The organism is Pseudomonas sp. GW821-FHT10B02 (genome assembly GCF_059415665.1).
On sequence record NZ_JBWKNR010000013.1, the window covers coordinates 35,144 to 55,998 of the forward strand.

The following is a 20,855-nucleotide window of genomic DNA, read 5'->3' on the forward strand; positions in this document are numbered from 1 at the left end:
ATTTTTAGGTCAACAATTTTCTGACTTCTGGGTCAGGAAAATTTACGCGCCATTACCCGCCCGCCACAGGCGTCTCTCTATAGAGCATAGTCCGCTGTGCCCATGGCCGATTTTTTTGCGCCATTGCTGCCAACTTCTGCTGCCAGGCCCCTGCGCGGCGCGGGGGCAAGTGCGCTACAATTGCGCCCTTTGCACAGTTCAATGATTTTGAAGGAAAACCATGACGTTCAAGGCGCCGGACAGCCTCTCCGAGCAAATTGCCCACTACCTGGCCGAGCGGATCATCCGCGGCGAGCTCAAACCTGCTGAGCGTATTCAGGAGCAGAAGGTCACCCAGGCATTGAACGTCAGTCGCGGCTCGGTGCGTGAAGCCTTGCTGATCCTCGAACGTCGGCACCTGGTGACCATCCTGCCGCGCCGTGGCGCCCATGTGACCGAACTCGACGAACATGGCGTGCGCAGCCTGTGTACCTTGATGGGCGAGCTGTACATCCTTTTGGGCAATGCGGTTGCACAGAACTGGCGCAATGAAAGCGACCTGCTGGCATTCCTGAACATCCAGCAAAGCCTGACCAGTGCCCTGCAGCGCCAGGACATCAAGGTTTTCGTCGAAGAAAGCTTTGCGGTGATGCGCGCGGCTTACCCGTTCGCCAACAACCCTTACCTGCAGGAAACCGTCGAGAACCTGCAGCCGGCCATGAGTCGCGCCTATTACCTGGCGCTGGATCAACGCAAGGCCGAAATGAGCGACTTCCTGGCGTTGTTCGCCAACCTGCTGGAGGCCGTGGTTGCCCGCGATCAGGCGCGCATCCGCAAGGTGCTGGTCGAATACTGCCAGCGCAGCTGCGAGCTGGTGCTGGCGGCACTGGCGACCGCCTGAGCATGCGCCTAAAGTGCATTCGCCTGGCCGGGTTCAAGTCGTTCGTCGACCCGACCACGGTCAACTTCCCCAGCAACATGGCGGCAGTGGTCGGGCCCAATGGCTGCGGCAAGTCCAACATCATCGATGCGGTGCGCTGGGTGATGGGCGAAAGCTCGGCGAAAAACCTGCGTGGCGAGTCGATGACCGACGTCATCTTCAACGGCTCGACCAGCCGCAAACCGGTGAGCCAGGCCAGTATCGAACTGGTGTTCGATAACTCCGACAGCACCCTGGTCGGTGAATACGCCGCCTACGCGGAAATCTCCATCCGCCGTAAAGTTACCCGCGACGGGCAGAACACCTATTACCTCAACGGTACCAAGTGCCGGCGCCGTGATATCACCGACATCTTCCTCGGTACTGGCCTGGGCCCGCGCAGCTACTCGATCATCGAGCAGGGGATGATCTCCAAGCTGATCGAGGCCAAGCCGGAAGACCTGCGCAACTTCATCGAAGAAGCGGCCGGGATCTCCAAGTACAAGGAGCGTCGGCGCGAGACCGAGAATCGCATCCGCCGCACCCATGAAAACCTTGAGCGCCTGACCGACCTGCGCGAAGAGCTGGAGCGCCAGCTCGAACGCTTGCATCGCCAGGCTCAGGCCGCCGAGAAGTACAAGGAGTACAAGGCCGAGGAACGCCAGCTCAAGGCGCAGCTGGCGGCCTTGCGCTGGCAGGCGCTGGATCAGCAGGTCAGTCAGCGCGAAGTGGTGATCGGTGACCAGGAAGTGGCCTTTGAGGCCTTGGTGGCCGAGCAGCGCAATGCCGATGCCAGTATCGAGCGTCTGCGTGATGGCCATCATGAACTCTCCGAGCGCTTTGGGCAGGTGCAGGGGCGCTTCTACTCGGTCGGCGGCGATATCGCCCGGGTCGAGCAAAGCATCCAGCATGGCCAGCAGCGTCTGCGCCAGCTCCAGGACGACTTCAAGGAAGCCGAGCGCTCGCGCCTGGAGACCGAGTCGCACCTGGGGCATGACCGCACCTTGCTGGCGACCCTCGGCGAAGAGCTGGCAATGCTCGAGCCTGAGCAGGAAATGACCCTGGCCGCTGCCGAAGAGTCGGCGGCCACCCTGGAAGAAGCCGAAGGCACCATGCACGGCTGGCAGGAACAGTGGGACACCTTCAACACCCGTTCGGCCGAACCACGTCGCCAGGCCGAAGTGCAGCAGGCGCGTATTCAGCAGCTCGAACAGGCGCTGGAGCGTCTGTTCGAGCGCCAGCGCAAGTTGGCTGAAGAGCGCGACCAGCTCAGCGCCGACCCTGAAGATGCCGCGATTCTGGAGTTGGGTGAGCAAGTGGCCAGCAGCGAGCTGGTGCTTGAAGAGATTCAACTGCAGGAACAACAGGTGGTCGAGCAACTGGAAACCCTGCGCGAGCAATTGCAGCAGGCCGTCCAGGCACAGCAACAGAGCCAGGGCGAGTTGCAGCGCCTGGGTGGCCGCCTGGCGTCGCTCGAGGCCTTGCAGCAGGCCGCGCTGGACCCGGGCACTGGCACCGCGCAATGGTTGCGCGAGCAGGGCCTGGAGCAGCGTCCGCGTCTGGCTGAGGGCCTGCGGGTCGAACCGGGGTGGGAGCTGGCGGTGGAAACCGTGCTGGGCGCCGATTTGCAGGCCGTGCTGGTGGATGATTTCAGTAGCCTTGATCTGGCAGCATTCAGTCAGGGCGATCTGCGTTTGCTTGATTCAACGACCGAAAGTGCGCGCATTCCGGGCAGCTTGCTCGACAAGGTTGAAGGCCGGGTCGATCTGGCGCCCTGGTTGGGGCAGGTTTTGCCGGTGGAAAGCCTTGAGCAGGCGCTGGCCCAGCGCAGCCGCTTGAATGACGGCCAGAGTCTGGTCAGCCGTGATGGCTACTGGGTCGGGCGGCATTTTCTGCGGGTCAATCGCGCCAGCGATGCTCAAGGTGGGCTGCTGGCCCGTGGCCAGGAACTGGAGCGCCTGGGGCTTGAGCACCAGGAGCTGGAGGCCGCGCTCGAATTGCTTGAAGCCCGGTTACAGGAGCAGCGCGAGCAGCAGCAGGACCTTGAGGAGCGCCGCGAACAATTGCGTCGTCGCGCCCAGGACGAGGCCCGCCAGCAGAGTGAACTCAACGCTCGGTTGTCGGCCGGCAAGGCGCGCGCCGAGCAATTGAGCTTGCGCCGTCGGCGTCTGGAGGAAGAGCTGGCCGAACTGCTGGAGCAACGCGCCCTCGAAAGCGAGAATCTCGGTGAGTCGCGCCTGCAACTGCAGGAGGCCCTCGATCTGATGGCCCAGGACACCGAACAGCGCGAACTGCTTCTGGCCCAGCGCGACAGCTTGCGTGAGCGTCTCGACCGGGTGCGCCAGGAAGCTCGTCAGCACAAGGATCACGCTCATCAACTGGCCGTGCGCCTGGGCTCGTTGCGCGCCCAGCACGATTCCACCCGTCAGGCCCTTGAGCGTCTGGAGCTGCAGTCGGAGCGTCTGACGGAGAAGCGTGAACAGCTGAGCCTCAACCTGGAAGAGGGTGAAGCACCGCTGGAAGAGCTGCGCCTGAAACTCGAAGAGCTGCTGGAAAAGCGCATGAGCGTCGATGACGAAATGCGCCAGGCCCGCCTGCACATGGATGAGGCTGACCGCGAGCTGCGTGACGCGGAGAAACGCCGGACCCAGGCAGAGCAGCAAGCGCAATTGCTGCGTGGCCAGCTGGAGCAGCACCGCCTGGAATGGCAAGGGCTGAGCGTACGGCGCAAGACGCTTCAGGAGCAGTTGCACGCCGACGGCTACGACCTGCAAGGGGTCCTTGGCACCCTCAGCGAGGCGGCCAGCGAGCAAGAAGCCGAGCAGGAGCTGGAACGCATCGACGCCCGTATCCAGCGCCTGGGCGCGATCAACCTGGCGGCCATCGACGAGTATCAGCAGCAGTCAGAGCGCAAGCGTTATCTGGATGCTCAGGATGCCGACCTGGTCGAAGCCCTGGATACCCTGGAAAACGTCATTCGCAAGATCGACAAGGAAACCCGCAACCGCTTCAAAGATACCTTTGATCAGATAAATGCCGGATTACAGGCACTTTTCCCAAAAGTTTTCGGTGGTGGCAGTGCTTACCTGGAACTGACGGGCGAAGATTTACTCGATACAGGGGTAACGATCATGGCGCGGCCACCGGGCAAGAAGAACAGCACCATTCACCTGCTCTCGGGCGGGGAGAAAGCGCTGACCGCCCTGGCCCTGGTATTTGCCATTTTCAAACTGAACCCGGCACCGTTCTGCATGCTCGATGAAGTCGATGCGCCACTGGACGATGCCAACGTCGGACGCTACGCCCGGCTGGTCAAGGAGATGAGTCAGACAGTGCAGTTCATCTATATCACTCACAACAAGATCGCCATGGAGATGGCCGATCAGTTGATGGGGGTTACCATGCATGAACCGGGTTGCTCGCGTCTGGTTGCGGTCGATGTGGAGGAGGCGATGGCCATGGTCGACGCCTGACTTGAGGCGATAAAGCGTGAACCTGCGCTAAATGGCCCTGTCAGTTGCGACAGACGGTGTAAAGTTATCTTTGGTCGTGCTAGCTTAATGTCACTTATTTTTTGCGTGGGTAAAAACGCCTGTCAGAACATAGAGTTGGCGCCACGTTTTAAAGGGGTTTAAACCCTTTATTTTTCAGCATTTTTTACAGAGGCACAGGATTACATGGAAATCGGTCTGCGCGAGTGGCTGATCGTCATCGGCATCATTGTCATTGCCGGTATTCTTTTTGACGGCTGGCGTCGTATGCGCGGCGGCAAGGGCAAGCTGAAGTTTCGTCTGGATCGCAGCTTCTCCAATGCCCCTGATGACGATAACAGCCCCGAATTGATCGGCCCGCCGCGGGTATTGGACACCCACAAGGAACCTGAGCTGGACGAGCACGACCTGCCGTCCATGAGTGCTGCGCGCGAGCGTGACAATAGCAGCAAGCCAAAGGCGTCCAAACGCAAGCGTGGTAGCGAACCGCAGCAGGGCGACCTGAACCTGGCGGCTGAGCCGCGTGAGCGTGAGCCGGACCTGTTTGCCAATGCTGACGACGATTACCCGGATGAAAGCCGTAATAACGGCAATGCCTTTGCCAGCACCGAAACCCGTGACCTGCCGCCGGTTGAAGAAGTCCTGGTGATCAGCGTGATTTCCCGTGACGAAGGCGGCTTCAAGGGCCCGGCCTTGCTGCAGAACATTCTCGAAAGCGGTTTGCGTTTCGGCGAAATGGATATTTTCCACCGTCACGAAAGCATGGCCGGTAATGGCGAAGTGCTGTTTTCGATGGCCAACGCGGTCAAGCCGGGCGTGTTCGACCTGGACGATATCGATCACTTCAGCACCCGTGCGGTGAGCTTCTTCCTGGGCTTGCCGGGGCCGCGTCATCCCAAGCAGGCCTTTGATGTCATGGTTGCTGCTGCGCGCAAGCTGGCTCATGAACTCAACGGTGAGCTCAAGGACGACCAGCGCAGCGTAATGACTGCCCAGACCATCGAGCATTACCGTCAGCGCATCGTCGAGTTCGAGCGCCGTGCCCTGACCCAGAAACGCTAACAGCATCGCGGGGCAAGCCCGCTCCCACAAACAGCCTCCCTGTGGGAGCGGGCTTGCCCCGCGATGAGGCCCTCAAAGCCGACCCCGAACACGCAAGAGCAGCCCAGGCTGCTCTTTTGCTTTGCAAGAGAATACGAAAATGACCGCCGAATCCCGAATCCTCGAACTGCGTGCCGAACTCGACCAGCACAACTATCGCTACTACGTGCTCGACGAGCCCAGCGTTCCGGACGCCGAATACGACCGTGTGTTCAACGAACTCAAAGCGCTGGAAGCCGAGCATCCGGAGCTGGTGACCGCTGATTCGCCGACCCAGCGTGTCGGCGGTGCGGCCTTGTCGGCTTTCAGTCAGGTGCGTCACGAAGTGCCGATGCTGAGCCTGGGTAACGCCTTCGAGGAAAACGACCTGCGCGAGTTCGACCGGCGCGTGGTCGAAGGCCTGGACCTGCCAGCAGGCGATCTGTTCGGTGACGGCGTGGCGGTGGATTACAGCTGCGAGCCCAAGCTCGATGGTCTGGCCGTCAGCTTGCTGTACCGCGACGGGCAACTGGTGCAGGGCGCCACCCGTGGCGACGGCACCACCGGCGAAGACATCAGCGTCAACGTGCGTACCGTGCGCAACATTCCCCTGAAGCTGCAAGGTGAGGGTTGGCCAGCCGTGCTCGAAGTGCGCGGTGAGGTGTACATGTCCAAGGCCGGCTTCGAACGTCTGAACCAGGCGCAGATCGAAGCGGGCGGCAAGACCTTCGCCAACCCGCGCAACGCCGCGGCGGGCAGCCTGCGTCAGCTGGATTCGAAGATCACCGCCAGCCGCCCGCTGGAGTTCTGCTGCTATGGTCTGGGCCAGGTCTCGGCGCCACTGGCCGACACCCATATCGGCACCCTGGAACAGCTCAAGGCCTGGGGCATGCCGATCAGCCGCGAACTGCGCCATGCAGCGGGCGTTACCGAGTGCCTGGAGTACTACCGCGATATCGGCGCGCGCCGCAATGACCTGCCTTACGAGATCGATGGCGTGGTGTTCAAGGTCAACAGCCTGGCTTCCCAGCGCGAACTGGGCTTTCGTGCCCGCGAACCGCGCTGGGCCATTGCCCACAAGTTCCCGGCCATGGAAGAACTGACCGAAGTGCTGGACGTCGAATTCCAGGTCGGACGTACCGGCGCGGTCACCCCGGTGGCCCGGCTCAAGCCGGTGAAGGTGGCTGGAGTGACCGTGTCCAATGCCACGTTGCACAACATGGACGAAGTGGCGCGCCTGGGGCTGATGATCGGCGATACGGTGATCATTCGCCGGGCTGGCGATGTCATCCCGCAGGTGATGCAGGTGGTGACCGAGCGTCGTCCTGATGATGCCCGGCCGGTGCACATCCCCACACAGTGCCCGGTCTGTGGCTCACAGGTAGAGCGCACGCAGTTGATCAAGCGCAGCAAGGGCAAGGAAACCGTCAGTGAGGGCGCGGTGTACCGCTGCGTCGGTCGTCTGGCCTGCGCTGCGCAACTCAAGCAGGCGATCATTCATTACGTCTCGCGGCGCGCCATGGACATCGAAGGGCTCGGCGAAAAGAGCGTCGAGCAACTGGTGGATGAAGGCCTGATCCGTTCGCCGGCCGACCTCTATCAACTGACGTTCGAGCAGGTTGTCGACCTGGAAGGCTTTGCCGAACTGTCGAGCAAGAACCTGCTGGCGGCCATTGCTGCCAGCAAGCAGCCGGGCCTTGCACGCTTCATCTACGCCCTGGGCATTCCCGATGTGGGTGAGGAGACGGCCAAGGTCCTGGCGCGCTCCCTGGGCTCGTTGCAGCGGGTCATGGCGGCATTGCCGCAGGTGCTGACCTACCTGCCGGACATCGGCCTGGAGGTGGCTCACGAGATCCATAGCTTCTTTGAAGATGAGCACAACCGCACCGTTATCAGTCAGCTGCTAGAGCGTGGGCTGCAGTTGCAGGACGAGGGCGATCTGGGCGCCGAGTTCGCGGCCAGCACCACCCTGGCCGGCTTGATCGCCAAGCTGGATATTCCCTCGGTGGGGCCGACGGGGGCGGAAAAGCTGGTGGCCAAACTCGACAGCCTGGAAAAGATCATCGCCGCCGACGGCATCGATCTGCGCCAGGCCCTGGCGGCCAAGCAGGCCGATGCGGTACGCAGTTACTTCCAGGATCCGGCCAATGCCGCGCTGGCCCTGGCCATTGAGGCGCAGCTGCGTGAGTTCGGCATGCACTGGTCGAGCGAGAAAAAAGTCGCCGCCGGTTTGCCGCTGACCGGTCAGACCTGGGTGCTGACCGGCTCCCTGGAGCGCATGAGTCGCGATATCGCCAAAGACAAGCTGGAAAGCCTCGGCGCCAAGGTCGCGGGCTCGGTGTCGGCCAAGACCCATTGCGTGGTGGCCGGGCCGGGGGCCGGTTCCAAGCTGGCCAAGGCCAACGAACTGGGGCTCAAGGTGCTGGATGAAGATGCCTTTGTGACCTTTATGGGTGAGCATGGCATTGCCATCTAAGCCCAGGAACACCGCCAAGTCATTGAGTGCTGATGGTTTTTTTTGAATTAGAGGTTGTATCTTCACTTGATGCCGGTACAATGGCGCGGCTCGTCGCCAGATGAGCTGCGTTATGGTGACCCCATCGGTCCCCCCGCATTGATTACCCGTTAACCTGGTCAGGCCCGGAAGGGAGCAGCCATGGCGGGAACATCGAGTGCCGGGGTGTGGCTGGTGGGGTCGCCACCTATCTCTAAGTCCTTGGTTCTACAAGGATTTCTCGCTCAAAAATCTCGAAGTGGACCAGTGTGTAGGTACACCTAAGTGGTGCGCCACGAGCGGTATGCTAGCTCGCCTCTGTCGGTTATTCCAAGCACTTCATCTCCAGTATGCTGCGAGTGTGCTCCGTCTGATTGTGGCAGAGCGGCCAAACGCTCTTTTGTCGGCAAAGCGCTCCCGCACTGCAAGATGACTGTCTGCGCGTCTTGAAGTTACCTTCCTGGCCAGTGCCATCAATCCTTCCTTAATGAACGGCAGGATGCTTGCTCGATCTATCAGCGGTCCGAGTGCCACGGGTGCTGCTGGATATGATGACAGCGAGCGATTCTGGTTGGTCGCAAGCTAGCCATGAAGGCTAGTGGTGTACAGCTCCGGTAGGTATGCTTGCGACGTCCTAGTCTAAGCAAGCGGAAGGCCATGAGCATTTACGGTGTAGAAGATCAGCTCAACAGAGCAAGAGCATTCATCGAGGCGGGAGACGAAAGCTCGTTGCGTCACGCTTGCCTAGAGCTACGATTCTGTATCGAGATGATTGTGTACAAGAAGCTGAGTCAGGTGGGGCCTGCTCTGCCGCGCTCCATATATCGTACATGGCAGCCACCGAAAGCCATGAAGTTACTCCTAAGCTTTGAACCCCGTGCAGATCGGGATGCCGTCATCAGCATGTGTCTGGATACGGTAGAGGGGAAGCCGTCGGGCGAGTGGTTACGCATCGGTGATTATAAAATGTTCACTGCTAAGACCCTCTCTAAGCAGTACAACAAATTGGGCAAATTTCTGCACATGACAGCCCTCGCGGAAGCAGGCAGCCCGCCTGAGATCACTGTGGAAACGATTCTCCCCGTATTGCAAGAGATCGAGCGAGTGGCAAGTGCGAGCACCGTAATGTCTATGAACTCGATCCAAGCGTACCCTTGCAGCCTATGTAGGGCTGACATGTACGTCAGTGAAGCTCAAATTAAAGCGCAGGCTGAGGTCGAGTGCTATCAAGACAATTGTCAGGCCCGACACGTCATCACGCTGCACGATGATGATAGCTTCGACATTGATCGGCGAGAGCTTCGTTCGGTGCCCTGTCTTGAGTGTGGGCAGCGAATGGCTCTCGAAACTATTGAGCATGATGAAGTGAAGACTTGCGTCAGCTGTGGGCAGTTGCATAGCTTCAGATGGTTTGTGGCGAAGATTCCTAAGGAGTTGGAGCGAAGTGATGATGTGGTCAGCTGAACTACTGGAACGACACGAGAACCACAAACCTACCCCATCTAAAGGGTAAGCCCATGAGAGCGGCTATCGCTGGTATCGCTGTGGCTGCCCTCTTCAGCGGCGAACAGGCACAGAGCAAAGAAGCGGTAGGCTTGCTCGCCCAATGCAATGAGCTGATCAGTTACATGGAGCGCGGAGATCAGGGGAGGGCAGCCACATTCCCTATGGGGCAATGCCTTGGCACGGTGGAAGGTGTCTTGAGAACGATGTACACCCTAAATAATAAGCTCTCCAAGGAGCATCAAACTTGCTTCCCTACCAAGCCGATCACGAACGGCGAAGCAGTGCGGATTGTTGTGAAGTATCTTCAAGAGACTGAGATGGCGAACATCGATGACACCATGCTAGCTATGTTCGCCATCCAAGAAGCTTACCTGTGCGAGTGACTGCCACCAAACTCCGATCCCAGTGGGTGTTGGGGGGGGGGCAATGAGTCATCAAAGGCGTATCATTCCGGTGCCACTCTCAAGGAATTCAGAATGAACGCATGGATCGGAGCTATCGCCTTAACCGGATCATTGGTGAGCACTGGGGCATTGGCCGATGGAAATGCCTTGCTAGAACACTGCCAGCAGGTGATGAGAGTCGTGGATGCTGAATCATCGAAGAATACGAATCCGGTATCGGAGCAGGTTAGAGCTCCAGTATGCCTTCCTCAAGCTCTTGCACCAGTTCGACAAGGCTGATTCCCAGAACCTTGCATAGGTCGCGGAGCTGTACGATGTCCAATCGGCGTGTTCCGTTCTCCACGTCACTCATGAATGACTGAGGTCGTCTCAGCTCCTTTGAGCAATCGACTTGGGTCAAGCCCGCCGCCTTTCTGTGCTTCCTGAGCAGGCTCAAGAGGACTGTTTGTTCAGGTCGATAGATCGTCTTTGTCATGGTGAACTAGCCGGGTAATGGTAGCTCTCCAACCTATATCTGCTTTTCGGATATCTGAATTTCGGATATTCTTGCTTGTGCAAGTACCTCGCACCTGTACATTACGGACAATTCATGAACGATCAGCTCTACTACCTCACCAGTCAGAAGAAGACCACCAACCACATTCTGCACCTGCTAATGTGCGTTCCTACCTGTGGGGTATGGCTGTTCGTCTGGGGTATAACCATGCGTGCTAATGACTGGCACAACAGGAAGATCGACAAGCAGATCAGGCAGATTCTGCAACGAAAATCGTAATCGAGATGAACCGGAACGACATGAGTCTTGGTCCGTTCACTAGTGTGATCTTCTAGTACGGCCTGTGATGGTCGTTGCACGTTGAAAGCGGAGCTTTGAGCTGGATACCCTGATCAGCTCCGCTGGTCGTTCGCACCGAAATCGGACAGCTTTCAATTGCTTCATGCAAGGCAGATCACCGCTGACCTGCCGGTCAAACAGTGCCCAATAAAGAATCAACACCAATCCAGCTCTTGCCTTTGATCTTAATTGTAGGTGCACGGTGGTTAGCGACAGCTAACGATGGTATCCCTGTACAAGCTTCGCTTGGCTGGTTGTACGTCAAGGCGTTCAGCCTTCAAGGCTAGGGGATGATATTTTATATCATTCATCCCCTCCATCTTGGTTGAATCAACCCGTAAGCGTCGCTTACATAGAATACCCGCCATGCTCCGCATATCACGTACATCAGGGTCAAAAGCGAAGAGCTTTTGGTGTGTGCTGATGCTATTGAATTGGATGGTGTACTGATCCGGTATCGGGGCGATACGACAACTGTACTGACTCATGCCTCGCATGAAAGGGTGTTCCGCCCAATGCTCCGCATTGAAGTGCTTCTATGATACATGCGGCCGAATTAGTCCCCCCTGCCGAGTGAAGCCGCTTACGCGGCCTGCAACTCGCTTTGCACAGTCTGCATTTCATTACGCCATTTCCGGATGGTCTTCGCTGCTACGCGGGTTTCTCGCTCAATGGTCTTAACCGCCATACCTTGTGTCAGCATTCTCAATACCTCCTGCTTCTTGGGGTGCTGGTGCCGATTCTGATGCTCAGGACGCACTGGTAAGGCTACGATATTAGCGGGAGCTGGAGGTGTCGGGTATTCCGCTTCGTACTCCTCCGCCGTCTTGAACTCAGTCAAAGTGCGAAGGTCGTAGTGCAGCTTGGCCAGCTCTTCGGCACTTGGTTTGGGTAAATCATCATAGTCCTCCCACTCGCAGGCTGTCGGTTCAGGTTCGATTCCTTCCATCTCGTTGAAGAGGGATTGAGGGCGGCTCTTCATCATCCATGGAATGATCAACTCGATCGCCTTGACGTAACGCCGGGCATGTCGCTCTCTCAGTTGAAGCAACTCCTCTACCAACGCGTTGGTAATGGCTGGGAGGCTTTCCAGAATCATGACAAGACTGCGGACTGACAGTGGCATGGACTTACCGTCGATCCCCGTTGGACGATCATGCCAGTCAAGTCGAGCGATCCCTTCGATGATGTCCATCGCAAATGCTGGGTAGCGCCCCCAATACGTTGTGCAGCCGATAAATCCATAGAAAGGATTCTCAAACATCTTGGGCTTTGCTCCCCGATTGCTCTTGGGCTTGCGTTCGGCCTTGCTCTTGGCTTTCGGTGCATTGACTGTCAGCCACTTATCAGCGTTGGCTGAAATTCGTGCGTTCAATGCTTCCAGCTCTGCTGGAGAGAGAAGCTTGGTAGAGGGGTGGGATTCAGTGGTACTGGGCGAATTCGAGACGAGCGGGTGCGACATGGATTGTTCTCCTGTATTCAAGTTCATTTCATAGGCGTGTGCCTCATTAGTAGTGGTTGCCGCAGACGTTAACCTGCGGTGCTGCTTGGTGCGAAAATCAGTCCCGGATATGACGGGAGCAGGTGCGAAGACGCTCAATTACACGAAGATCGATCTTGGCTGTGTACTTCTCTGCAAGTTCAATGCAGTACTCATGGTGTGCAGCCTGATACGTCCTGAATGCTTCGGTGATGTCAAGGAACGTCCCCAATACAACGGGCTTCCCATACATCGAAAGCACCGATACGAATCCGATTCCACCGGAAGCGACCGACACTCCAATGGGAAGTTTCCCGCGACGGCTCCGGGTGTTCCTGAAAATCTGATTGATCAGTTTTGGAACCACCGAGCAATGCTCAGGCGAATAGACGATGTTCAGCGAATCCAGAATGTCTTTGTCCAGCTCGGCATCAGTCTTGAAGGCGTAGGGTTGCATGGAGTACCACGTGGCGAACTCCTGATAGTCATGCCACTTTCTACAGACGCTGCAATCTTCATAGGCAGCGGCCTTCTTGGGGCCATAAGCTCGCCGCATCATGTTGGACCAAGTTTTGTGTGGTGTTCCCTTACCAGTCTTGAAGAAGGGCATACCCATGGCTTTGCGTCGGCTTCCACTGTTGTAGCCAACGCCATAGGTCAAAGACTTATCGAGCGGTGGGCCGAAAAGTGGCAATTCTTCGCCAAGGGTCCGGTCAAGGCGGATTCCAGCCACGCAAGGTGCTACGAAGATGGTCCGAGTGATGTCGTTGAAGCTGTGTTGAAGCATTGTTGTTTCCTCCGTTCAGTTGAAAAATGGGCAATAAAAAACCGACTCAAGGTCGGCATCGGGCTCGTCATTCTTCTCGCTACGGAGGAGTAGGAACTCAGCTATTCGATGTCGTTGACCTCAAGGTTGGTGTTGCTGCTATTGCGTATGTCATGGGGAGTTCTCATGATCTGCATTGACCGTCAGATGGTGGTCAGCCAAAACTTGGGCACTAAAAAGCCTCCTGCAATTTCTGGACGATTTATTCGCACCATGGTCGCGTAGAGGCTTCTAAGTTGTCTGTCTGCTTTACTGAAGCAGATGTGCATCATTGCATACTTACGCTCCGCTCGTCAAGTAATTGTTGCATCTAGCATTGGAATATGCTCGCTGGAAGTCGCAACATCAATCATGCCAAAGCCCTTCAGCACTGTGCCATTTTGAGTAATCCAGTTTCCAGCGGGGGAGAAGCGACCTGCTTAGCTCGGATGGTCAATCCCTCCCGGAAATACTGGGCGGAGCGGGACACGGATACCGCTGCATCAACCATGCCTTATTCCAAGGTAATATCTGGCGATATCAGATGGCTTCGGGGCATAGAAATGCAGCAGGGCAGGACATCCATATTTAAATGGGCGGTCAGGGGCTTAGTGGCGATTGTGGGTACGGTGGTGTTGGCGCCGTTCGCGAAGTGGGGTGAGGAACAGTTGAACCTGTCGATCTTGAGCCCTGCAATTGACAGGGTGCAGAATTGGCTACGGAGTGCGGTGAGTTGGTTAGATCAGCCGGTTCCCGTGCAGATGTGGGAACTTGTAATCCTGCTGCTCTGCGTGCTGGTCGCCTTGGGGCTTATGACTTGGATGTACTTCGATGCGAACGGAAAGCTGGCTGCTCTCGGTGCAGAGCTGGATGCTGCGAATGCGAAACTCTCGATGCCGCCTCGTGCACCAGTCAGTCTAACCTCCGTAGAAATGGATACTTTCAACTTGTTCTGCATGATGGTAGACGCAGAATGCGAGTTGACGCTCAGCAATATCAAAGAATTTAGTGGGCAATCTGTAATCTCCACCACGCACTGCCTCAGCGCTCTAGTTGAGCAAGGCTTGGTAGCGCTTGTATCTGCTCGCTCGGATCAGGAAGAGTACGCGTTGACTGGTGCAGGGCGAGAGTACTGGCTGAATCAAGCTCCCTACGATGCTTTGAATAAGGTTCACAACAAGAAGTGATGAAGCGGTCATGCCGGGTTTCTGCCGGTTGGTTAATTGTAGACAGCACGATACCGATCGTCTGGCACTACATGAGTGCGGGACGTGTTCGGCATGTTTGTCATCTGACGAGCTCCATTCTCAACCGCCTTCGTAGTTTCGATATTCAGAAAACCGTTTCCAGCGGAAGAGAAAGGCATTTGCTTGGTCAAGACCGCCTATGTGCCCCGTAAACATTGGGGTTGCCGACTAGAGTAGCAAGGTAAGGTCGTGTGGAAGGCAATGGTTAACCTAGGTTTTTAGTAGGTTATTTGAGGTTAATTTATATGATTCAATGCCTCGGCCATCGCTTTGACTGGTGTCCTGCTCCCGTAGATGCCGAAGGTAACGGAGCTGTCTTCATGTCCCACCATTCGTTTGATCAGCGAGTCTTGAACCCCAGCTTCACGAAGATCGTCGATGAAGGTATGGCGGAAACTGTGAAATGTCTTTCGGGTATCGGAGATACCGCACTTCGTCTTGTATCTGCCAAACCACTTGGAGGGGGCATGGCCCAGCTTTCCTCTTACTGGCTCAAGTTCAGGGAACAGGCGATCTACTCCGGTCGCTCGGACTGATTCAACCTGCTGTAGTAGGCCAAGCTCGATCAGGGCAGGGTGCAGTGGAAGTATACGGCGACTGCTGGTGTTCTTGAGGTTCTGGCCTTCTCGGCTGTCATCAATGCGGATGCACTGGATGCCCTGTTGTTCGATGAAGTCGTCCACATACAATTGGCAGAGTTCTTCCAGTCGTGCCCCGGTGGTTCGCCCAAGAAGTGGTAACCAGTAGCGCCACGGATGATTGCGGGCTTCCTTTCGCAGCGTCTCATGGTTCAGCAGGACAACCAGATCGTGGCGGTCAAATGAGAGTCGTGCTTCCTTCGCTGATCCCGTCATCACTTTCATGCCTGCTAGTGGGTTGTCAGTGATGTACCCGTTCGTCTTGCACCAGTTCAGGAAGGCAGAAAGCTTTCGTAGGCGATTGTTCACAGTGACGGCAGTAATGGTCTTGTATGTGCTGCCTGATTCAACCACCTGCTTCAGGGTCTTACCCTTGAACTCTGGTCGTAAGCCGAAGTACTGGGGGCAGCGGCTAAGCCGTTCCTTTAGTAGACGAGCTTTCTGCACCTCGAAGGCAGCCGCTGGCATATCCCCCATCAACTCGAACAGATCGGAGAGGGCACGCTCGACTTCATCAGTGCTTCCTACCCGCCATGTACCACCACGTTTCCCTTCTTCTACATAGAGCTTGGACAATGTGGCGAGGGTAGGGCCGTCGTTACTCGGCTTCACAGTAGCCACTGGTGTCTTCCGTGGAGCAGCCTTGATGGTTGGCAGAGGTGCAGCGTCCCGCCATTGCAAACACAACGTACGGAGCATCTGAGGCTCGGCCAGTGGGTGTTCGTTCAGATGCTGATGCACCTGCTGGGCCAGTGAGCTGGCGAGGAATAGAGCAGCCTGACGCTCTCGCAGATGCAGACATACACGCAGGGTGTGACGGTTTGGGAAGAGGTGCTTCGGCAACCGTAGGTTGAGGTAGTAAACGGACTGGCGGCGGACGATATAGGCCATGAGAGGCACCAGAGTGGACCAATGAAGTGGACCAATTGAGTGGAACAATTCTGGTCGCACCCCAGTTTTCGAACGCTCGTGCTGAGTGTGTGCACGGGCAGAGAATCTGCTACCCCGTCAGCCTGAAACCCTTGCCCCATAAGGCCCGCATTGATTACCGAGCATGCTTGCATGCCATCTGGTCAGGCCCGGAAGGGAGCAGCCATAGCGGGAACATCGAGTGCCGGGGTGTGGCTGGTGGGGTCGCCACCTATCTTCAAGCCATGCGCTTGTTCCTGCTTTACCTATCTTGTTTATTTATCGTCTTCTGATGCGTGTGCAATTCCGTCTACTTGTGTCTGGCTGTCCAGCGCTGCTGTATGGTGTTTGACCATCCGCTCAATCTCCCCAGATTTTTTCATGGCCTCAAGGCTGCGCAGAATCCCTTGCGTGGGTACGCCCGGATCATTTCGCACATAGCAGCTCAGTGCCTGCTCCTCCAGTAGTGCCACTGGCTTGAAGCGTTGGGCTTCGGGCAGCGAGCGATTGAACCAATCCAGGCTTAACTGACTGCTGACCGCGTAGCGGTAGCGTCCTGCCTGCAGCTTCTGCAGCACCTGCAACTGGTTGCGCGCATCGTCACGCTTGAAGTGGCCATTGTCGAAATGCGCCTGCAGGGCAGGGTAGTGAAATCCAAGCACGGCACCAATAACCTGGCTGGGCAGCTGCTCCAGGTTTGCTGGCGCTGTTTCGCGGGGATGAGCCACCAGCCAGTCGCGCTGCTGGAACAGCGGCGAGCTCCAGCTGAAGTTGCCCGATTGCCCGCCGCTCCAGGACGGCATTACGAAACAGCGCACATCGACGCTGCCACGCTCCATCCCTGCCTGCAGGCGCAAACGCGGCATTACGTGGAATTCAGGACGACGCTGCACGCGGCTGGCCAGGGTGTTCATCAGGTCGAACATGATGCCTTCGACGGGCTGGTTGTTTTCCAGGCGTACCAGCGGCATGGTCCAGCTATCGGCGATGGCAAAACGCAAGGGGGGTAACTCGGCGGCCGGCAGTTGGCCGATGTACAGCATTAACAGGCTCAAAACCCAGCGCATCCACTTCTCCCTGCGTGGTATCGGCATCCTGGCGAACAAAGCTTATACGTCAGGCCGCATAGCGGATGCAATTTCAGGCCTGCTCCGCTAGGATTAGCGGTCTTTGGTCTATCTATTTGACGGTTTTCGATGAGTTATCAGGTTCTTGCACGTAAATGGCGTCCGCGCTCGTTCCGCGAAATGGTCGGCCAGACCCATGTGCTCAAGGCTTTGATCAACGCACTGGACAACCAGCGCCTGCACCATGCCTACCTGTTTACCGGTACTCGCGGCGTGGGCAAGACTACCATCGCGCGCATCATCGCCAAATGCCTGAACTGTGAAACCGGCATCACCTCGACCCCCTGCGGCACCTGTTCGGTGTGCCGGGAGATCGACGAGGGCCGTTTCGTCGACCTGATCGAGATCGACGCCGCCAGTCGCACCAAAGTCGAAGACACCCGCGAGCTGCTCGACAACGTGCAGTACGCGCCGAGCCGTGGGCGCTTCAAGGTCTACCTGATCGACGAAGTGCACATGCTCTCCAGTCACTCGTTCAACGCCTTGCTCAAGACGCTGGAAGAGCCGCCGCCCTACGTCAAGTTCATCCTTGCCACCACCGATCCGCAGAAGCTGCCGGCGACCATTCTGTCGCGCTGCCTGCAGTTTTCCCTGAAGAACATGACCCCCGAGCGGGTGGTCGAGCATCTGAGCCATGTGCTCGGTGCCGAGAACGTCCCGTTCGAAGACGACGCGCTGTGGCTGCTTGGCCGCGCCGCCGATGGCTCGATGCGCGATGCCATGAGCCTGACCGATCAGGCCATTGCTTTCGGTGAAGGCAAGGTATTGGCCGCCGATGTGCGGGCCATGCTTGGCACGCTCGATCATGGCCAGGTCTACGGCGTCCTGCAGGCGCTGCTCGAAGGCGACGCACGGGCCTTGCTCGAAGCGGTACGCCACCTGGCCGAGCAGGGGCCGGACTGGAGCGGCGTGCTGGCCGAGATGCTCAATGTGCTGCATCGCGTCGCCATTGCCCAGGCACTGCCTGAAGCCGTGGACAACGGCCAGGGCGATCGCGACCGGGTATTGGCCCTGGCCCAGGCGCTGCCGGCCGAGGACGTACAGTTCTACTACCAGATGGGCTTGATCGGTCGTCGTGACCTGCCGCTGGCTCCGGATCCACGCGGCGGCTTCGAGATGGTGCTGTTACGCATGCTGGCCTTCCGTCCCGCCGATACCGATGATGCACCGACGCCGGTACTAAAGCCGGTGGGGATCAGCCAGGCCACAGCTGATTCGGCAAGTGCGGTGGCAGCAGCGAGTTCCGCTGCGCCTGCGGTGATTGCTGCGCCGGCTGTCGAGCCTGTGCCGGTTGCCGCTCCTGAGCCGGTAGCTGTTACCCAGCCTGAGCCGGAAGCTGAGCCTGCGCCCACGCCAGTCGAGGTCAAAGCTGAAGAGCCTGAGCCGGTTGTCGACCTGCCCTGGAACGATCCAGCCCCGGTCCAGCCTGTTGCCGAGTCCGAGGCTGCACCTGCCGCACCCGAACCTGTAGTCGAAGCGCCGCAACCGGTGCCGACGCCGGTTCAGGCGGTGGTACGCCAGGACGAACCGCCTCACGACGACAGCATCGGCTACAGCCCGGCAGGCATGGAGCGTGACGACGAGCCGCCGCTGGACGAGGATTACTATGAGCCGGAGATGGATCCGGCCAGCTACAGTTACCTGGATGAACTGGCGATCGAGCATGTGCACGAAGAGGCGCCGGCCGCTACTCCCGAGCCGTTGCCAGCGGCCATGCCGGCCACCGGCCTGGCTTTGCAATGGCTGGAATTATTCCCGCAGTTGCCGATCTCCGGGATGACCGGCAGTATCGCCGCCAACTGTACGCTGATTGCCGCCGAAGGCGATGACTGGCTGCTGCACCTGGACCCGGCCCACAGTGCGCTGTTCAACGCCACCCAGCAGCGCCGCCTGAACGATGCCTTGAACCAGCATTTCGGGCGCACGCTGAAGCTGTCCATCGAGCTGATTCGCCCGGAGCAGGAAACCCCGGCCCAGGCGGCAGCGCGCAAGCGTGCCGAGCGTCAGGGTGAGGCAGAGGCGTCGATTGAGGCTGACCCGCTCATCCAGCAGATGATCAAGCAGTTTGGCGCCATGGTGCGACACGATACCATTGAGCCTGTAGACGCCCCGGTAACCCAGGGCGAATGACCGAATGACACAAGCGGCCCGGGCCCGATCCGCGCCGCACCCCGTAAGACTAAATTTGAGGTGATCCCCATGATGAAAGGTGGCATGGCCGGCCTGATGAAGCAGGCCCAGCAAATGCAGGAAAAAATGGCCAAGATGCAGGAAGAGCTGGCCAACGCCGAAGTGACCGGCCAGTCCGGCGCCGGCCTGGTGAGCGTGGTGATGACCGGTCGTCACGACGTCAAGCGCATCAGTCTGGACGACAGTCTGATGCAGGAAGACAAGGAAGTGCTGGAAGACCTGATCGCCGCCGCCGTCAACGACGCAGTGCGCAAGGTCGAGCAGAACAGCCAGGAAAAAATGGGTGGCATGACCGCTGGCATGCAGCTGCCACCTGGTTTCAAAATGCCGTTCTAAGGCAGCACTCGTAGTACCTACGGTGGGAGCACGGCTGTGAGGTCGTTGCTCCCATCGTCGTTTTTCTCGCGCTTATTGAATATCCAGGTTATTGCCCATGAGCTTCAGTCCCCTGATTCGCCAACTGATCGATGCCTTGCGCATCCTGCCCGGCGTCGGCCAGAAAACCGCTCAGCGCATGGCACTGCAGTTGCTTGAGCGCGACCGCAGTGGCGGCACGCGCCTGGCTCAGGCCCTGACCCAGGCCATGGAAGGGGTTGGTCATTGTCGCCAGTGCCGTACCCTGACCGAGCAGGAGCTGTGCCCACAGTGCGCCGACACGCGCCGTGACGACACGCTGCTGTGCGTGGTCGAAGGGCCGATGGATGTCTATGCGGTGGAACAGACCGGTTATCGCGGCCGTTATTTCGTGCTCAAAGGGCACCTGTCACCGCTGGACGGGCTGGGGCCTGAGGCGATCGGTATTCCGCAGCTGATGGCGCGTATCGAGGAGCAGGGCACCTTTACCGAGGTGATCCTGGCGACCAACCCGACGGTGGAGGGTGAGGCGACGGCTCATTACATTGCGCAGTTGCTGGCCGACAAGGGCCTGGTGGCTTCGCGCATCGCTCATGGCGTGCCGTTGGGCGGAGAGCTGGAGCTGGTGGATGGCGGGACGCTGGCGCACTCCTTTGCGGGGCGCAAGCCGATTTCGCTCTGAGCAACGGTCTTGTGCTGATCTTGTGGGAGCTGGCCTTGCCAGCGATGCAGGCACCGCGCAACAGCTGACACCGCGTCGATCCCATCGCCAGCAAGGCTGGCTCCCACACGAGCTGAAGACTTAGCGTTCGCTCAACGAGAACTCGGTCAGGCAGAAGGTTGGAATGCCCAGCGCCTGCAGTTTCTGCGAGCCACCCAGCTCCGGCAGGTCAATAATCGCTGCGGCCTCGAACACTTGCGCACCCATGCGGCGCACCAGGTTGGTTGCTGCCACGAAGGTCCCGCCGGTGGCGATCAGGTCGTCGAAAATCAGCACCGAATCGCCTTCACACAGGCTGTCGGCGTGCACTTCGAGGAACGCTTCACCGTATTCGGTCTGGTAGCCTTCGGCGAGCACGTCAGCCGGCAGCTTGCCCTGCTTGCGGAACAGGATCAGTGGCTTGTTCAGTTGGTGGGCGATGATCGAGCCGATCAGGAAGCCGCGGGCGTCCATGGCACCGATGTGGCTGAACTCGGCCTCGACATAACGCTCGATAAAGGCGTCGGCCACATGGCGCAAGCCCCGTGGCGACTGGAACAGCGGCGTGATGTCGCGAAAGATCACGCCGGCTTTCGGGAAGTCCGGTACTGGGCGGATCAGGGCTTTGAGGTCGAAGGTATCGCTGTGCATGGGGCGGGTATCCTGAGAAACGAATGCCCGCCAGTATACCCTTATC

Annotated in this window: 17 protein-coding genes and 1 other RNA gene; 12 read left to right on the forward strand and 6 right to left on the reverse strand. The window is 58.4% G+C overall.

Going from position 1 to position 20,855, the window contains the following annotated elements; translation table 11 throughout:
• The first annotated feature begins 220 nt into the window (after nt 1-220).
• From AC07OF_RS19380 to AC07OF_RS19410, 7 genes are all read left to right on the forward strand, one after another.
• On the forward strand, nt 221-880 hold the full coding sequence (locus tag AC07OF_RS19380) for a GntR family transcriptional regulator (RefSeq protein ID WP_157193427.1): 660 nt from the start codon (nt 221-223) through the stop codon (nt 878-880).
• Between the two features lie 2 nt (nt 881-882).
• Nucleotides 883-4,371 carry a chromosome segregation protein SMC gene (gene smc, locus AC07OF_RS19385; protein ID WP_495073342.1) on the forward strand — a complete coding sequence of 1,163 codons (3,489 nt, stop codon included), beginning with the start codon at nt 883-885 and terminating at the stop codon, nt 4,369-4,371.
• Between the two features lie 204 nt (nt 4,372-4,575).
• A complete protein-coding gene (gene zipA / locus AC07OF_RS19390; RefSeq protein WP_157193425.1) occupies nt 4,576-5,451 on the forward strand; it encodes a cell division protein ZipA in 876 nt (291 codons plus the stop codon).
• A 139-nt stretch (nt 5,452-5,590) separates the two neighbouring features.
• The gene (gene ligA, locus AC07OF_RS19395; protein WP_495073343.1) at nt 5,591-7,945 is read left to right on the forward strand and encodes an NAD-dependent DNA ligase LigA; all 2,355 of its coding nucleotides are present in this window, start codon (nt 5,591-5,593) and stop codon (nt 7,943-7,945) included.
• Nucleotides 7,946-8,067: 122 nt separating this feature from the next.
• An RNA gene (ffs, locus tag AC07OF_RS19400) (signal recognition particle sRNA small type) lies at nt 8,068-8,164 on the forward strand.
• Between the two features lie 456 nt (nt 8,165-8,620).
• Nucleotides 8,621-9,427: a hypothetical protein gene (locus AC07OF_RS19405; RefSeq protein ID WP_495073344.1), complete on the forward strand. Its 807-nt coding sequence runs from the start codon at nt 8,621-8,623 to the stop codon at nt 9,425-9,427.
• Between the two features lie 53 nt (nt 9,428-9,480).
• On the forward strand, nt 9,481-9,852 hold the full coding sequence (locus AC07OF_RS19410) for a Rap1a/Tai family immunity protein (protein WP_495073345.1): 372 nt from the start codon (nt 9,481-9,483) through the stop codon (nt 9,850-9,852).
• 247 nt (nt 9,853-10,099) lie between these two features.
• On the opposite strand, the gene AC07OF_RS19415 is transcribed toward AC07OF_RS19410, so the two are convergent.
• Nucleotides 10,100-10,348 carry a helix-turn-helix domain-containing protein gene (locus AC07OF_RS19415; RefSeq protein WP_495073346.1) on the reverse strand — a complete coding sequence of 83 codons (249 nt, stop codon included), beginning with the start codon at nt 10,346-10,348 and terminating at the stop codon, nt 10,100-10,102.
• A gap of 114 nt (nt 10,349-10,462) precedes the next feature.
• Between AC07OF_RS19415 and AC07OF_RS19420 the strand changes: the two genes are divergently transcribed.
• Nucleotides 10,463-10,648, forward strand: coding sequence for a hypothetical protein (locus AC07OF_RS19420; protein WP_495073347.1), 186 nt, complete (start codon nt 10,463-10,465; stop codon nt 10,646-10,648).
• A 643-nt stretch (nt 10,649-11,291) separates the two neighbouring features.
• Here AC07OF_RS19420 and AC07OF_RS19425 read toward each other — a convergent pair.
• Both AC07OF_RS19425 and AC07OF_RS19430 read right to left on the reverse strand, forming a co-directional pair.
• Nucleotides 11,292-12,170 carry a helix-turn-helix domain-containing protein gene (locus AC07OF_RS19425; RefSeq protein WP_495073348.1) on the reverse strand — a complete coding sequence of 293 codons (879 nt, stop codon included), beginning with the start codon at nt 12,168-12,170 and terminating at the stop codon, nt 11,292-11,294.
• Nucleotides 12,171-12,267: 97 nt separating this feature from the next.
• The gene (locus AC07OF_RS19430; protein WP_495073349.1) at nt 12,268-12,975 is read right to left on the reverse strand and encodes a hypothetical protein; all 708 of its coding nucleotides are present in this window, start codon (nt 12,973-12,975) and stop codon (nt 12,268-12,270) included.
• Nucleotides 12,976-13,337: 362 nt separating this feature from the next.
• Here AC07OF_RS19430 and AC07OF_RS19435 point away from each other — a divergent pair, with 362 nt between their 5' ends.
• The gene (locus tag AC07OF_RS19435) at nt 13,338-14,180 is read left to right on the forward strand and encodes a hypothetical protein (protein WP_495073350.1); all 843 of its coding nucleotides are present in this window, start codon (nt 13,338-13,340) and stop codon (nt 14,178-14,180) included.
• A 296-nt stretch (nt 14,181-14,476) separates the two neighbouring features.
• On the opposite strand, the gene AC07OF_RS19440 is transcribed toward AC07OF_RS19435, so the two are convergent.
• Both AC07OF_RS19440 and AC07OF_RS19445 read right to left on the reverse strand, forming a co-directional pair.
• Nucleotides 14,477-15,769: a site-specific integrase gene (locus AC07OF_RS19440; protein WP_495073351.1), complete on the reverse strand. Its 1,293-nt coding sequence runs from the start codon at nt 15,767-15,769 to the stop codon at nt 14,477-14,479.
• Nucleotides 15,770-16,062: 293 nt separating this feature from the next.
• Complete coding sequence (locus AC07OF_RS19445; protein WP_495073352.1) at nt 16,063-16,854, reverse strand: substrate-binding periplasmic protein; 792 nt, start codon at nt 16,852-16,854, stop codon at nt 16,063-16,065.
• Between the two features lie 129 nt (nt 16,855-16,983).
• Between AC07OF_RS19445 and dnaX the strand changes: the two genes are divergently transcribed.
• The 3 genes from dnaX (at nt 16,984) to recR (ending at nt 20,140) form a co-directional block, all read left to right on the forward strand.
• Nucleotides 16,984-19,044, forward strand: a complete 2,061-nt coding sequence (gene dnaX / locus AC07OF_RS19450; RefSeq protein WP_495073353.1) for a DNA polymerase III subunit gamma/tau — start codon at nt 16,984-16,986, stop codon at nt 19,042-19,044.
• Between the two features lie 69 nt (nt 19,045-19,113).
• The gene (locus AC07OF_RS19455) at nt 19,114-19,440 is read left to right on the forward strand and encodes a YbaB/EbfC family nucleoid-associated protein (RefSeq protein ID WP_028945400.1); all 327 of its coding nucleotides are present in this window, start codon (nt 19,114-19,116) and stop codon (nt 19,438-19,440) included.
• Between the two features lie 97 nt (nt 19,441-19,537).
• Nucleotides 19,538-20,140, forward strand: a complete 603-nt coding sequence (gene recR / locus AC07OF_RS19460) for a recombination mediator RecR (RefSeq protein WP_157193420.1) — start codon at nt 19,538-19,540, stop codon at nt 20,138-20,140.
• Nucleotides 20,141-20,260: 120 nt separating this feature from the next.
• Here the strand turns inward: recR and AC07OF_RS19465 are convergent, their stop codons facing one another.
• The gene (locus tag AC07OF_RS19465) at nt 20,261-20,809 is read right to left on the reverse strand and encodes an adenine phosphoribosyltransferase (protein WP_157193419.1); all 549 of its coding nucleotides are present in this window, start codon (nt 20,807-20,809) and stop codon (nt 20,261-20,263) included.
• Between the last annotated feature and the right edge of the window lie 46 nt (nt 20,810-20,855).